This is a genomic window from Lutibacter holmesii (genome assembly GCF_042679665.1).
GTDB lineage: Bacteria > Bacteroidota > Bacteroidia > Flavobacteriales > Flavobacteriaceae > Lutibacter > Lutibacter holmesii.
This window is the reverse complement of sequence record NZ_JBHTMV010000003.1, coordinates 575,710-590,171: the sequence shown is the minus strand read 5'-3', so window position 1 is coordinate 590,171 and position 14,462 is coordinate 575,710. Positions and strand designations below refer to the sequence as shown.

General features: G+C 29.5%; 13 protein-coding genes. 7 read left to right on the top strand and 6 right to left on the bottom strand.

The annotated features are described in order from the left end of the window. Positions 1–5 precede the first annotated feature (5 nt). The 7 genes from pyrH (at position 6) to ACFQ5N_RS05385 (ending at position 10,039) form a co-directional block, all read left to right on the top strand. Positions 6–713, top strand: coding sequence for a UMP kinase (pyrH, locus tag ACFQ5N_RS05415; RefSeq protein WP_386808413.1), 708 nt, complete (start codon positions 6–8; stop codon positions 711–713). A gap of 20 nt (positions 714–733) precedes the next feature. Beyond that, positions 734–1,288, top strand: a complete 555-nt coding sequence (gene frr / locus ACFQ5N_RS05410; RefSeq protein WP_386808411.1) for a ribosome recycling factor — start codon at positions 734–736, stop codon at positions 1,286–1,288. A 92-nt stretch (positions 1,289–1,380) separates the two neighbouring features. Beyond that, entirely contained in the window at positions 1,381–3,888 is a 2,508-nt protein-coding gene (locus ACFQ5N_RS05405; protein ID WP_386808410.1) for a DUF5686 and carboxypeptidase-like regulatory domain-containing protein, read from the top strand. 53 nt (positions 3,889–3,941) lie between these two features. Beyond that, a complete protein-coding gene (locus tag ACFQ5N_RS05400; protein WP_386808408.1) occupies positions 3,942–6,317 on the top strand; it encodes an efflux RND transporter permease subunit in 2,376 nt (791 codons plus the stop codon). A gap of 108 nt (positions 6,318–6,425) precedes the next feature. Then, positions 6,426–7,859, top strand: coding sequence for an asparagine--tRNA ligase (gene asnS / locus ACFQ5N_RS05395; RefSeq protein ID WP_386808407.1), 1,434 nt, complete (start codon positions 6,426–6,428; stop codon positions 7,857–7,859). A gap of 76 nt (positions 7,860–7,935) precedes the next feature. Next, on the top strand, positions 7,936–9,387 hold the full coding sequence (rpoN, locus tag ACFQ5N_RS05390) for an RNA polymerase factor sigma-54 (protein ID WP_386808405.1): 1,452 nt from the start codon (positions 7,936–7,938) through the stop codon (positions 9,385–9,387). Between the two features lie 19 nt (positions 9,388–9,406). Then, positions 9,407–10,039, top strand: a complete 633-nt coding sequence (locus ACFQ5N_RS05385; RefSeq protein WP_386808403.1) for a hypothetical protein — start codon at positions 9,407–9,409, stop codon at positions 10,037–10,039. On the opposite strand, the gene ACFQ5N_RS05380 is transcribed toward ACFQ5N_RS05385, so the two are convergent. From ACFQ5N_RS05380 to ACFQ5N_RS05355, 6 genes are all read right to left on the bottom strand, one after another. Further along, positions 10,008–10,664, bottom strand: coding sequence for a porin family protein (locus tag ACFQ5N_RS05380; RefSeq protein WP_386808401.1), 657 nt, complete (start codon positions 10,662–10,664; stop codon positions 10,008–10,010). The genes ACFQ5N_RS05385 and ACFQ5N_RS05380 overlap by 32 nt on opposite strands. An 84-nt stretch (positions 10,665–10,748) precedes the next feature. Continuing rightward, positions 10,749–11,219: an ExbD/TolR family protein gene (locus ACFQ5N_RS05375; RefSeq protein ID WP_386808399.1), complete on the bottom strand. Its 471-nt coding sequence runs from the start codon at positions 11,217–11,219 to the stop codon at positions 10,749–10,751. A 9-nt stretch (positions 11,220–11,228) separates the two neighbouring features. After that, positions 11,229–11,852: an ExbD/TolR family protein gene (locus ACFQ5N_RS05370; protein ID WP_386808397.1), complete on the bottom strand. Its 624-nt coding sequence runs from the start codon at positions 11,850–11,852 to the stop codon at positions 11,229–11,231. 10 nt (positions 11,853–11,862) lie between these two features. Beyond that, positions 11,863–12,324 (bottom strand): hypothetical protein, encoded by a 462-nt coding sequence (locus tag ACFQ5N_RS05365; protein WP_386808395.1) that lies wholly within the window; start codon positions 12,322–12,324, stop codon positions 11,863–11,865. A gap of 8 nt (positions 12,325–12,332) precedes the next feature. Next, positions 12,333–13,079 carry a MotA/TolQ/ExbB proton channel family protein gene (locus ACFQ5N_RS05360; protein ID WP_386808393.1) on the bottom strand — a complete coding sequence of 249 codons (747 nt, stop codon included), beginning with the start codon at positions 13,077–13,079 and terminating at the stop codon, positions 12,333–12,335. A 301-nt stretch (positions 13,080–13,380) separates the two neighbouring features. Continuing rightward, the gene (locus tag ACFQ5N_RS05355; protein WP_386808391.1) at positions 13,381–14,415 is read right to left on the bottom strand and encodes an asparaginase; all 1,035 of its coding nucleotides are present in this window, start codon (positions 14,413–14,415) and stop codon (positions 13,381–13,383) included. Positions 14,416–14,462: the final 47 nt, after the last annotated feature.

The window sequence follows — 14,462 nt, the reverse complement described above, 5'->3', positions numbered from 1 at the left end:
TGAATATGGCTTATAAAAGAATTTTACTAAAATTAAGTGGCGAAGCATTAATGGGTGAACGTCAACATGGAATAGATCCAAAACGTTTAGCTGAGTATGCTGAAGAAATAAAAACAATTGTAAACCAAGGCTTAGAAGTAGCCGTTGTTATTGGTGGAGGAAACATTTTTAGAGGTGTAGCCGGTGCAAGTAATGGAATTGACAGAGTGCAAGGAGATTATATGGGAATGCTTGCTACAGCCATTAACGGACTTGCATTACAAAGCGCCATTGAAGCAACAGGAATTAAAACAAGATTACTAACTGCTATTAAAATGGAGCAAGTTGCTGAACCTTTTATTAAAAGAAGAGCAGTACGCCATTTAGAAAAAGGACGCGTAGTTATTTTTGGTTGTGGAACAGGAAATCCTTATTTCACAACAGATACCGCAGCCGTTTTAAGAGCTATTGAAATTGGAGCTGAAGTTATATTAAAAGGAACTCGTGTTGATGGTATTTACAATGTAGATCCTGAAACAAACAAAGATGCCGTAAAATTTGACACCATTACTTATAAAGAAGTTATGGATAAAGGTTTAAAAATTATGGATATGACCGCCTTTGCACTTAGCCAAGAAAATGATTTACCAATCATTGTTTTTGATATGAATACACAAGGTAACCTTGAAAAAGTTATTTCAGGAAAAAACATAGGAACACTAGTTGATAAATAATTTATTAAAATTTTTCAATCATGAATGAAGAATTAGATTTTATAATAGATAGCGCTAACGAGTTAATGCAAAATGCCATAACTCATTTAGAAAAAGAATTCAAAAATATTAGAGCTGGAAAAGCAAGCCCAGCAATGATTAGTAGTGTAACAGTAGATTATTACGGTTCTCAAACACCACTAACACAAATTGCAAACGTAAGCACCATGGACGCGCACACCATTACCGTGCAACCTTGGGAAAAAAATATGCTTCACGAAATTGAAAAAGCAATAATGATTGCCAATTTAGGTTTTAACCCAATGAATAATGGTGATATTATTATTATTAATGTTCCTGCTTTAACTGAAGAACGAAGAAAAGAACTTTCTAAACAAGCTAAAGCTGAAGCTGAGCAAGCAAAAGTAAGTATTAGAAACGACAGAAGAGAAGCAATGCAAGAAATTAAAAAGGCAGATGCTTCAGAAGATATGAAAGCAAATGCTGAAGTTGATATTCAAAAATTAACAGACAAATATAGTCTTGAAGTTGATGAACATTATAAAATAAAAGATAAAGAAATCATGAAAGTATAATTTCATTTAAGTTAAACTTCTCATAAAAAATAAAGCACTCATCAGAGTGCTTTTTTATTCTCTTATATTTACTTTTTGCGAAAATTTAAATAATGAAAAACTTTTTATTTTTCTTTTTAGTTCCTTTAATTTCGTTTTCACAAACACAAATTAAAGGTGTAGTTTTGGATGCCAAAACAAAACAACCATTACCTTTCGCCAACGTAAATTCAAACTCAAAAAATACCACTTTAACTGATGTTGAAGGGCAATTTCAATTAATAGCACCTAACAACATTAAAGAAATTACCATTTCATATGTTGGGTACACTTCAACAAAAATCACTTTAAATTCAAAAAAGAAATTTATTGTAATAGAATTAAAACCAAGCATAGAACAATTAAATGAAGTTTTTATTTCAAGCCACCAAAACCCCGCTGTTGAAATTATAAGAAATACAATTAAAAACAAGTCCAAAAACAATATTGAAAAAGCGCTAAATTCATTCAAATTTAATGCCTATAATAAAATTCTTATAACAGCAAATCCAGATTCTATTCAAGGGAAATTAGATTCTGTTTTTCAAATTACAAATGGAAACAAACAGTTTAAAAAAATAGATTCAACCAACTTTAAATTTAAGAAGGAAATAACCAATCAACATTTATACATTTCAGAAAAAATTTCAGAATTTATTTTTAATAAAGGAAAGAAGAAGAAAGAAGTTATTTTAGCTTCAAGAATGGCCGGTTTAAAACAACCCATTTACGAACTTTTTGCATTATCATTTCAAGGATTTTCATTTTACAATGAAAACTATACAATTGCAGGTACCAATTACACAAACCCAATTGCTGACAAAGCAATAGCACAATACAATTATAAAATTTTAGATACGGTTTCAAATGGTTACGGAAACTCTTATATAATTCATTTTAAACCCATAAAAAAGAAAGAATATTTAGGTATTGAAGGTGTGTTGTATATTGATACCAAAAACTTTTCAATTACAAAAGCAATTGCAGAGTTGAAAGGTTTTATAAACATAAAAGCTATACAGAATTACACTTACAATTCAGAATTTCAAAATTGGTTTCCAAAAGATAAAAAAGTTACTTTGAAAAAAGGAGATACTAATGAAGATGTTGCCTTATTTGGAGGTTTACTAAATTTTAGTGCTAACAATAGCAAAGATTCAATTAGTAACACTCACAAAAACAAACCAGAAGATGTTATTTATATTGTATCTACTTCAGTAAATTCTAACATACAAATAAACAAGCCACAACATGTAAGAAGAGGTTCAGCTACCATTTTGTTTAATGACGATGCCGCAACTAAAACCACTAAATTTTGGAACTTATACAGAATTGATTCCTTAACAACAAGAGGCAAAAACGCCTATTCATATCTTGATAGTATTGCACTAGAAGAAGGTGTTGAGAAAAAAATTAATGTAGCCCGAAACTTATTAAAAGGGTACTTACCTACAAAATATATAAATTTAGATCTTGGAAAAATTTTAAATTTAAACAATCACGAAGGATTTAGAATTGGGTTTGGAGGAATTACAAACACAAACTTTTCACAAAAATTTAAAGTGGAAGCCTATGCTGCGTATGGAACAAAAGACACTAAATTTAAATATAGTATTGGTGGCGCAACCCGATTGAACAAAGATTCAAACACTTGGATTGGTTTAAAATATAGCAATGATATAAAAGAAGCTGCTTCTTTAGACTTTATAGCAGAAAACACTTCTTTTTCTCCAATTAATCCAAGAAATTTAAATATTGATAAGTTTTACAATTATAAAACTACTAGCATACTATTATACCATGACATTCAACCTAATATTGAAGCTAAAATAAGACTAAGCACAGGAGAATACAAAGCCTTATTTAATTACCAATACGTTTCACCAACAACTAATGTAAAAGAATATCATTTGTCAAATGCAGTAATTGGAATAAACTATACTCCTAAAAATGAATATATGAATTCGCCATTAGGAAAAATTAAAGTGAAAAATGGTTACCCTCAATTTGCGTTTCAATTAACAAAAAGTTTAAAAAATGTAGCAGGTGGAGATTTTGATTTCACCCAAGTAAACATAAGAACATCGTATAAAATAGTACGTTTAAGAAGGTCTACTACAAGTTTTTTATTTGAAGGAGGAGTTGTTTTTGGAGAAGTTCCAATTTCACATTTATACAATGCCACACCAAATTACACGTATAAAAATCCTTGGGTAACGCGAATTACGTTTGCAGGAAAAAATAGTTTTGAAACAATGAGTTACAACGAGTTTATTTCAGACAAATTTGTTGCACTTCACCTAAAACATGAATTTAGAGTTTTTAAATTCAATAAAAAGTTTAGACCAAGATTAATTTTAGTTACACGCGCAGCAATTGGAGATATTAATCACCCTGAATACCACAAAGAAATTACTTTTAAAAAAATGAATAAAGGATATTTTGAAAGTGGTTTAGAATTAAACTCACTATTTAAAGGATTTGGAGTAAGTGCTTTTTATAGATATGGCACCTATATTAAACCCGAATGGAGTGATAATTTAGCTGTAAAAATCACCTATAATATTCAATTAGGTTTTTAAAAAAATCATTACAAAAACAAAAACTATTTTTATACCTTTGCCAAAAATATTTTATGGGTTTTTGGGCTCGAGTTTCCAGGTTTATTTTAACAAAAAGATACTTCATCTTAATTCTTATTGCAGTTGCTACATCCTTTTTAGCATCACAAATGCAATACATGCGATTTTCATACACAGAAGCAAATTTACTTCCTGAAAATCATCCAATAAATATTGAATACGACCATTTTTTAGATCTTTTTGGTGAAGAAGGAAACCTAATTATTTTAGCTGTTGAAGATCAGTCTATTTTTACACCAAAAAAATTCAATGATTGGAACAAATTATCTAAAAAATTAGATTCATTTCAAGAAGTTGACTTTACAATTGCGGTTGGTGATATTCAAAAGTTAACAAAAAACACAAAAACTAAATCTTTTGATTTAGAACCTTTGTATGAAAAAGCTCCGGAAACTAATGAAGATGTTTTAGCTATTAAAAAAGAGCTGTTTGAAAACCTTCCGTTTTTTGACAACATTTTATATAATAAAGATTCAAAAGTAGTGAGAACTGTTGTTTACATGGATAAAACCATTGTAAATACAGCTGCTCGTAAAGACTTTATTTTTCAGGAATTAAACCCTTTAATTGAACAATTTGAAATAGATCACAATATTGATGTTCGTGTAAGCGGAATGCCGTATATAAGAACAATGAATGCCCAAAATATTATTGATGAAATTGGCATGTTTGTTGTACTTGCTTTGGGTATTACTGCACTTATTTTCTTTTTCTTTTTTCGATCAATTAGAGCAACTTTTATTACGCTATTAGTAGTAAGTATTGGTGTAATTTGGGCGTTTGGATTTATAGGTTTCTTTAGGTACGAAATTTCAGTTTTAATGGCGTTAATTCCGCCGTTAATTATTGTTATTGGAGTTCCAAATGCAATTTTCCTTATTAATAAATATCAGCAAGAAGTTAAAAAACATGGAAATCAAGCAAGATCTTTACAACGTGTAATTTCTAAAATTGGAAATGCCACACTTTTAACAAATATTACAACTGCATCAGGTTTTGCCACGTTTATTTTTACTAAAAGCCAACTTTTAAGAGAGTTTGGAATTATAGCTTCTATAAATATTATGGCTATTTTTATTTTAGCCTTATTAATTATTCCAATAATTTATAGCTTTTTACCACTACCTAAAGAAAAACATTTAAAACATCTAGAGCGTAAATGGATTGATGCTATTGTAAATTGGATGTCATACGTAGTTAAACACCATAGATTTTCAGTATACGCATCAACAATTGTAATTATTATTTTAAGTATGATTGGTGTTTTTATGGTTAAAATATCAGGAAGTTTAATTGAAGATATGCCAAAAGGCAAACAATTTTTTAAAGATATTGTATTTTTTGAAAAAGAGTTTGGAGGTATAATGCCACTTGAAATTGTAATTGACACCAAACAAGAAAAAGGTGTTATGAAACTTTCTACCTTAAAAAAGATGGAAAAAATTGATGAGGTTATTGAAGAAATACCAGAATTATCAAAACCTCTTTCTATTTTAAATGTAATTAAATATTCTAAACAAGCTTTTTATAGCGGAAAACCACAATATTACCAATTACCAAACAATCAAGAAAAAAACTGGATTTTATCATACGCTAAAAATTCATCTTCAAATTTAGAAATGATGGATAATTTTGTAGATTCTACAGGTCGTTATGCTCGTATCACCACTTTTATGAAAGATATTGGTACAGACAAAATGCAAGTTATTGAAGATCGTTTATCTCAAAAATTAAGCAAAGAATTCCCAAAAGAAAAGTACAACACTTCTATGACAGGAAAAGCATTGGTTTTCTTAAAAGGAACCAACTTTTTAATCAACAATTTAGTAGTTTCATTATCATTGGCTATTTTATTAATTTCATTTTTTATGGCATTTATGTTCCGTTCATTTAGAATGATTATTATTTCGCTAATTCCAAACATATTCCCACTTCTTATAACTGCAGGTTTAATGGGATATTTAGGTATACCTATAAAACCTTCAACAATATTAGTTTTTAGCATTGCTTTTGGTATTTCTGTAGATGATACTATTCACTTTTTAGCAAAATACCGTCAAGAATTAATTGCAAACAATTGGAGAATTAAACCTTCAGTTTACGGTGCTTTAAAAGAAACTGGTGTAAGTATGTTTTACACATCAATAGTACTATTCTTTGGATTTTTAGTATTTACAGTTTCAAGTTTTGGAGGTACAATTGCTTTAGGTGGTTTAGTTTCTGTAACATTACTTTTTGCAATGGTTTCAAATTTATTGTTATTACCTTCATTATTACTTTCATTAGAGAGAAGTATTGCAAACAAAGAAACCTTAAAAAAACCTGTATTAGATATTTTAACGGTTGAAGACCAAAATGAAGATAAATAATCTAACAATCATTCTTCCAAAATAACGTAAATCTTAAAGCTATTTTATTACTTTAGTTTTCCATCTTTCATTAGTTAATGTATCTTTGCATGGCTTAAATTTTTGATTATGATTAAAACTAATGTAGCTGAGCTACTGAGTTCAGATAAATTTTTACAAGAAATAACTTTAAAAGGTTGGGTAAGAACTTTTAGAGCAAATCGTTTTATTGCTTTAAATGATGGTTCTACCATACATAATATACAATGTGTAGTAGACTTTGAAAATACAGATCCTGCACTATTAAAACGCATTACAACCGGTGCAGCAGTTGCAGTAACCGGAACACTTGAAGAAAGTTTAGGAAAAGGTCAAAGCGTTGAAATAAAGGTTGCAACTATTGAAATATTAGGAGATTCAAATCCAGATGAATACCCTATACAACCTAAAAAGCACAGTTTTGAATATTTACGTGAAAATGCACATTTAAGAATTAGAACAAATACTTTTGGTGCTGTAATGAGGTTGCGTTCTGCATTATCATTTGCAGTTCACAAATATTTTACTGAAAATGGTTTTTATAATTTCCACGCTCCAATTATTACAGGCTCAGATGCCGAAGGCGCTGGAGAAATGTTCAATGTTTCAACATTAGACCCTTTAAATCCACCAAAAAAAGAAGACGGAACTATTGATTATTCGCAAAATTTCTTTGGAAGAGAAACCAATTTAACTGTTTCAGGGCAACTAGAAGCTGAAACTTACGCTATGGCTTTAGGAAAAGTTTATACGTTTGGACCAACATTTAGAGCAGAAAATTCCAATACAACACGTCATTTAGCTGAATTTTGGATGATTGAACCAGAGGTAGCATTTAATAATTTAGATGACAATATGGATTTGGCTGAAGATTTTATTAAATCTGTAATATCATATGTATTAAAAAACTGTGAGGATGACATCAAATTTTTAAATGATAGGTTAATTCAAGAAGAAAAAGGAAAACCAGCACTACAACGTAGTGAAATGACTTTAATTGAACGTTTAAATTTTATAGTTGACAATAATTTTAAACGTGTTAGCTATACAGAAGCAATAGATATTTTAAGAAATTGTAAACCTAACAAAAAGAAAAAGTTCCAGTACTTAATAAAAGAATGGGGAGCAGATTTACAAAGTGAACATGAACGTTTTTTAGTTGAAAAACACTTTAAATGTCCTGTAATTTTATTTGATTATCCGGCCAACATTAAAGCATTTTATATGCGCTTAAATGAAGATGGAAAAACGGTAAGAGCAATGGACGTTTTATTCCCAGGAATTGGTGAAATTGTTGGTGGAAGCCAACGTGAAGAACGTTTAGATGTGCTTCAGCAAAAAATTAAAGAATTAAATATCGACGAAAAAGAACTTTGGTGGTATTTAGACACAAGAAAATTTGGTACTGCTGTACATAGTGGTTTTGGTTTAGGTTTTGAGCGCTTAGTTCAATTTACTACCGGAATGGGTAATATTCGTGATGTAATTCCATACCCTAGAACACCTCAAAACGCAGATTTCTAAAAAAGAATTTTAAAAAACATAGTGCCTTGGTACTATGTTTTTTTGTAATTTTATAAAAAGCTCGCACATATACTATATGTTAAAACAAAGTTTAAATTTTAAATTATTACAAAAATTATCTCCACAACAAATACAGTTGATGAAGTTAATTCAACTGCCTACGCAAGCATTTGAACAAAAATTAAAACAAGAACTTGAAGAAAATCCTGCTTTAGAAGGCGGAAAAGAAAATATAGAGGATTACACTAGCCCAGAAGAGGAATATGATGACAGTGGTAATGAAAACATTAATGCTGAAGACATAAATATAGATGAGTACCTAAGTGATGACGAAATTCCTAGTTACAAAACGCAAGCTAACAACTATTCACCTGATGATGAGGACAAACAAATCCCATATGCATCTGGAACATCATTTACACAAACTTTAAAAAATCAAATTAACACCTTTAGACTTACTGAAGAAGAAGAATTAATTACCAACTTTTTAATTGGTAGTATTGATGAAAGTGGTTATTTAAGGCGTGATTTATTAGATATTTTAGATGACTTAGCCTTTACACAAAATCTATTTACTACAATTGAAGAATTAGAACGCTTACTTAAATTAGTGCAACAATTAGATCCACCAGGCGTTGGAGCACGAGATTTAAAAGAATGTTTAATTATTCAATTACATAGAAAACCAGAAAATGCGAGTCGACATTTAGCAATCAATATTTTAGAAAATTCATTTGATCATTTTGTAAAAAAACATTACGCTAAATTATTACTTAAATTTCACGTTTCAGAAGATGAGTTAAAAACTGCCATCAAAGAAATTGAAAAATTAAATCCAAAACCAGGAGGTTCATATGTTGGTAACAACAAAATTGCTGAACAAATTGTTCCAGATTTCACCATAAGAATAGTTGAAGGTGAATTAGAGCTTGTTCTTAACTCTAGAAATGCTCCTGAATTACACATTTCAAACGAATATAACAATTTATTAAAAGGTTATAAGGATTCTAAAAATAAAACAAAATCACAAAAAGATGCAGTAATTTTCATAAAGCAAAAATTAGATGCAGCAAAGTGGTTTATTGACGCTATTAAACAACGGCAGCAAACATTATTGCTAAACATGAACGCCATCATGCAATATCAAAAAGAGTATTTTTTATCTGGAGATGAACGAAAGTTAAAACCAATGATATTAAAAGATATTGCAGATATTATTCAAATGGATGTTTCAACAGTTTCTAGAGTTGCAAGTAGTAAATATGTTACAACACCTTACGGAACAAAACTTATAAAAGATTTCTTTTCTGAATCTATGAAAAATGATCAAGGAGAAGATGTTTCAACAAAAGAGATTAAAAATATATTAGAAAACGTAATTAAAGAAGAAAACAAAAAGAAGCCTCTTACCGATGACAAATTATCGGTTATTTTAAAAGATAAAGGCTATCCAATTGCTAGAAGAACAGTTGCAAAATATAGAGAACAATTAGACATACCAGTAGCTAGATTACGCAAAAAAATATAGCTAATTTCACAAAACCCCTATGAAATTTTCAAAATTAATTTCCTATTTTTTTCATCCAATCAATTTTTCACTTATTGGTACACTACTCTATTTTTTATTTGTACCAAAATATATTTTTATTCAACAAAAGTATATCATATTAGTAGTTCTATTTCTATCAACCTATATTTTCCCTTTAATACTTTTACTTTTAATGAAGCGTTTTGGTCTCATCCAAACCTATCACTTAACAAGTATTGAAGAGCGAAAATTCCCAACAATACTTTTTATTTCAATTTGTATTTTTATTGGTCAATGGTTATTAAAAGCTTCAATTGTAAACATTTTAGCACTATATTATATTGGCTTTGCCTGGTGCTTAATTATAAGTTACATTTTCCTTTATTTTAACAAGAAAATTAGTTTACACACGGCTGCAATTGGAGGCTTAATAGGTTTTCTATTATATTTTAGTTATTACTTTAAAATAAATATTATACTTTTATTGGTAGGCTTTTTCATTTTAAGTGGAATTATAGCAACTGCAAGGTTAGAGTTAAAAGCGCATACAATGATTGAAGTAGTATTAGGTTATATTCTAGGAATACTTACGCAACTGTTGGTATTTGGAATTTATTACATTATAATATATAAAACTTCAATCCTAAGTTAAAGTCTTTCATATTTAACTTTTTATCATCAACAATCACATTATTAAATAACGGACTAAGTCCATAATACACATACAGATTCCAACTACCATAACCTGCGGAAAGAGTTAAACCATATTGAAATTTCTCCAAGGCTTTTATATTTTTAAATTCAAAGAACTCTTCATTTAATTTAAACTTAGAATTAGAATAAAAAAGATACGAAAACTTCATACCGGCATAAATTCTCCAAAAGTGATAAACAGAAGCTGTAGAAGTACGCCATCTTAATTCAATTGGCATTTCAAATAATTGAGTTTTAAACCTGCTAGTTTCATAAGTAGTAAATTTTTCCTCAACATCCAATAAAAAACTATTGCTATAAGAATTATAGGAATATCCTAGACCAATTCCAATCCCAGCATTACGTCTTTTATTCAAAGGAACATCAAGTATATAACCAACATTAAAACCTCCGGAAAATAGTGCATTTGAGTCTGAATCAGGTTTATTATTCATTAAGTTATAACTCAAAGCAATATAAATTTGATCTTCCCTATAACGTGTATCAACAGAATCCACTTTAACTTGAGCATTTACATCAAATAAACAAATAAGAAGACCAATTATAAACCACTTTTTATACATATTAACAAAGATACTTTTTTATACTAAAAAAGGCAATCAAATAACTTTGATTGCCTTTTTAAATGTTATACAATATAATATATATTAATAATTGCTTTTTAAATCTGTTCCTTTTGAAGTAGAAAAACTAACTTTTAAAGCATTAATATCTCTTAATTGTTCTTTAATATCTAAAATAGTACCAACACTTGCTTCTTTATCTGCTTTAATTGAAGTAGTCATAAATTTAACTTCTTCTTCTTTTCTTAAAGCTCTTTCAGCAAAAATAAAACTTGGTACATCATTCACGTCAATAATTTTATCATTAACTTGAATTTTATCACCACCAATTCTTTTATCTTTAGATTTACCTACATAGATAGTACTTACCAAACTTTTCATTTCTAATTTCTTCACTTCCGTAGCTTTTGGTAGTGTAGGCTTAGCAATTAATAAATCTGTTTCCCTCATTGTAGTTGTCACCATAAAAAAGAATAACAACATAAATACAATATCAGGTAAAGATGCTGTAGAAATGGCTGGTAAACCCTTTTTCTTCTTTTTAAACTTACTCATATCGTACTATTATTTTAATGGTTCTGGTTCAGAGATAATTTGAGGATAACTTTCCTTCAAGAAATCAATTTTTTCTTTAACAGCTTCGCTACCTCTATCCTTATAATCTTTTAACAAATCATTATAAGATCTACCATACTTTTTCAAAGATAATCTGTTTCTCAACCCTGTATATGCAGCTTCTATTTCATTTTGAATAGTAATATACATACCATAAGTTGTTCCTCTATCACTCTGTAAAGAAATAATAGCTTTAGTAGGATGATCTGAAGATGCTGGATCCTTAGCTCCCTCACAATAATCACAAGGAGTACCTGCTACATCACCTTTGTCTGCACTTACACCACCACCATTATCAATAAAGGCCATTGCAATATCTTTTACTTCTGTAACTTGTACAAAATCTGTACCTTCAATCAAAATTTGATTTCTTCTATTAACAGTGATATCTAATACATTCTTTTGCTTTACAATTACTTCAACATTTTGATCTGGAGGTGATTTTTCAGGTAATTTACGTGAAATTCCCGAATCAACATCCATGGTCGTAGTAACTAAGAAAAATATTAAAAGCAAGAACGCAATATCTGCCATTGATCCTGCATTAATCTCCGCATTGTCTCTTAACGCCATATTTTTTTATTTATTTTATAAGTCCTTTAACAAAGTCCAAAAGAACAAATACTAAACCTATTGCTCCTAAAATAAAGCTATAGTTAATTAAAGTACTTACCCATTTTGAAACACTTCCAGCTTCACCTTCTGGTAAAACTACACCTATACCATCTGTTACAGCTCCATCAGAGGCTAAAACATAAGATACTCCTAAAAGAACTGCCATAAAAGCAACTCCAATAAGTGATGTTTTTAATACATGTGGATTTTTAATTAAATTCCACATTGAAAACAAAATAGCTATAACTGCTGTTGCTACTAAAATAAAAGAAGCAAAACTAATGAAAGGCGAAACTATGCTAGCTTGCAAATCTGCACTTTCTACGATGGGATCATCTCCCTCCATAACAATTCTAACAAAGAAATAGAAGGCAACAAACCCAATAATCGCAGCTACAATTGTTAATATTCCTGATAATTTCTTACTCATCGTTCTAATTATTTTTTGTATCTAACTAATAGATCTACAAGTGAAATTGAAGCATCTTCCATATTGTTTACAATACTATCAACTTTAGAGATAATGTAGTTGTAAAATACTTGAAGAATAATTGCAACAACTAAACCAAATACTGTAGTTAATAATGCAACTTTAATACCTCCTGCAACAACTGTTGGTGAAATATCACCCGCTGCTTGAATAGAGTCAAATGCACCAATCATACCAATTACAGTTCCCATGAAACCAAGCATTGGTGCTAATGCAATAAATAATGATAACCAAGAGATGTTTTTCTCTAATAATCCCATTTGAACTCCACCGTATCCAACAACTGCTTTTTCAGCTGCTTCTACACCTTCATCCATTCTATCTAAACCTTGGTAGAAAATAGAAGCTACAGGTCCTTTTGTATTTCTACAAACCTCTTTTGCTGCTTCAACTCCACCTGAATTTAAAGCTTCATCAACTTTAGCTACTAATTTCTTAGTATTAGTAGTAGCCATATTAAGATAGATAATTCTTTCAATTGCAATTGCTAAACCTAAGATTAAGGCTACTAATACAATTCCCATAAAGAAAGGTCCACCTTCAATAAAACGTTGTTTTAATTCTTGGTGAAATGTTTTTGCTTCTGCTGCGTCTGCAACTTGCTCAGTTTTTGCTGCATCTTGTGCAAATGCTTTAGGTGCTGCTCCAAATAACAATAATCCTGTAATTGCAAGGATAGTAAATACTCTTTTCATCGTGTAATAGTTAATTTATTAATTTTTTACTGGTTAAATATATATTCAAATTTTAGCAAAACAAAAAAGCCGTAGAAGATAAAGATCTTATTGTCTTTATACCCCACGTAACTCAACGTTTTGTTGCGATTTGCGAATGGCAAGTAACAAAAAATTGTTGAATTCTGAAAATTTTACGCCTACTAAAACTTAAATTTTTAATTTATTCTAATTATTTAATATATCATCAATTATTGTTCCAAAAACTGTTAAATATTTTAATAATTTTTAAATATTTTAATCTTTTTTATAAAATGAGGAATTAATAGTCTGACATTTCACCTCGAAGTGAAGTTTCAAAAAATGATTTAAATTCACTTTTTGGAATATTTTCTCCTAATAAGTACATCAATTTAGCCAAAGCTGATTCAGTTGTTATGTCTTTTCCACTTATTACTCCCATCTTTTCAAGCAAAACACTTGTTTCATAATGCCCCATCATTACACTTCCTCCGGCGCACTGTGTAACATTGATTATTTGCACTCCAGAAGCAATGGATTTTTCTATTAATTTTAAAAACCAAGGTTTAGAAGGGGCATTTCCAGAACCAAAAGTTTCTAAAACAACACCTTTTAACCCTTCTATTTGTAAAATACTTTGAACTACATTTTGAGTTATCCCTGGAAAAATTTTAAGAATCACAACATTTGTGTCTAATTGCTTTCTAATTGTTAAATTTTTAGTCCTATTCGCATTACAAATAGCGCTCTTAAAAAATTTTAAATGAACACCACTTTCAGCTAACGGCGGATAATTAAATGATGAAAATGCTTGAAAATGTTCTGCATTTACTTTTGTTGTTCTATTTGCGCGATATAATTTGTACTCAAAATACAAACATACCTCTGAAATTAATGGAACTCCATGCTCCTGTGCTGAGGCAACTTCTATAGATGTAATTAAATTTTCTTTTGCATCTGTTCTTAAATCACCTATTGGCAATTGTGAACCTGTAAAAATAATTGGTTTTGATAAATTTTCTAACATAAAACTTATGGCTGATGCTGTGTAAGACATCGTATCTGAACCATGCAACACCACAAACCCATCAAAACTCTCATAATTATCTTCAATAATTTCAACTAACCGTACCCATTCTGATGGATTCATATTTGAAGAATCTAAAGGGTCTTCAAATGAAACACTATCAATTGTACAATTTAAATGGTTAAGCTCAGGAACCTGTGTTAATAGTTTATCAAAATTAAAAACTTTCAAAGCTCCAGTTTTAAAATCTTTAACCATTCCAATGGTACCACCAGAATATATTAAAAGTATATGTGGTTTTTTTGCCATTTTGTCTCAAATTTAAATTTGGAATAATTTATGTTATATATTTACGA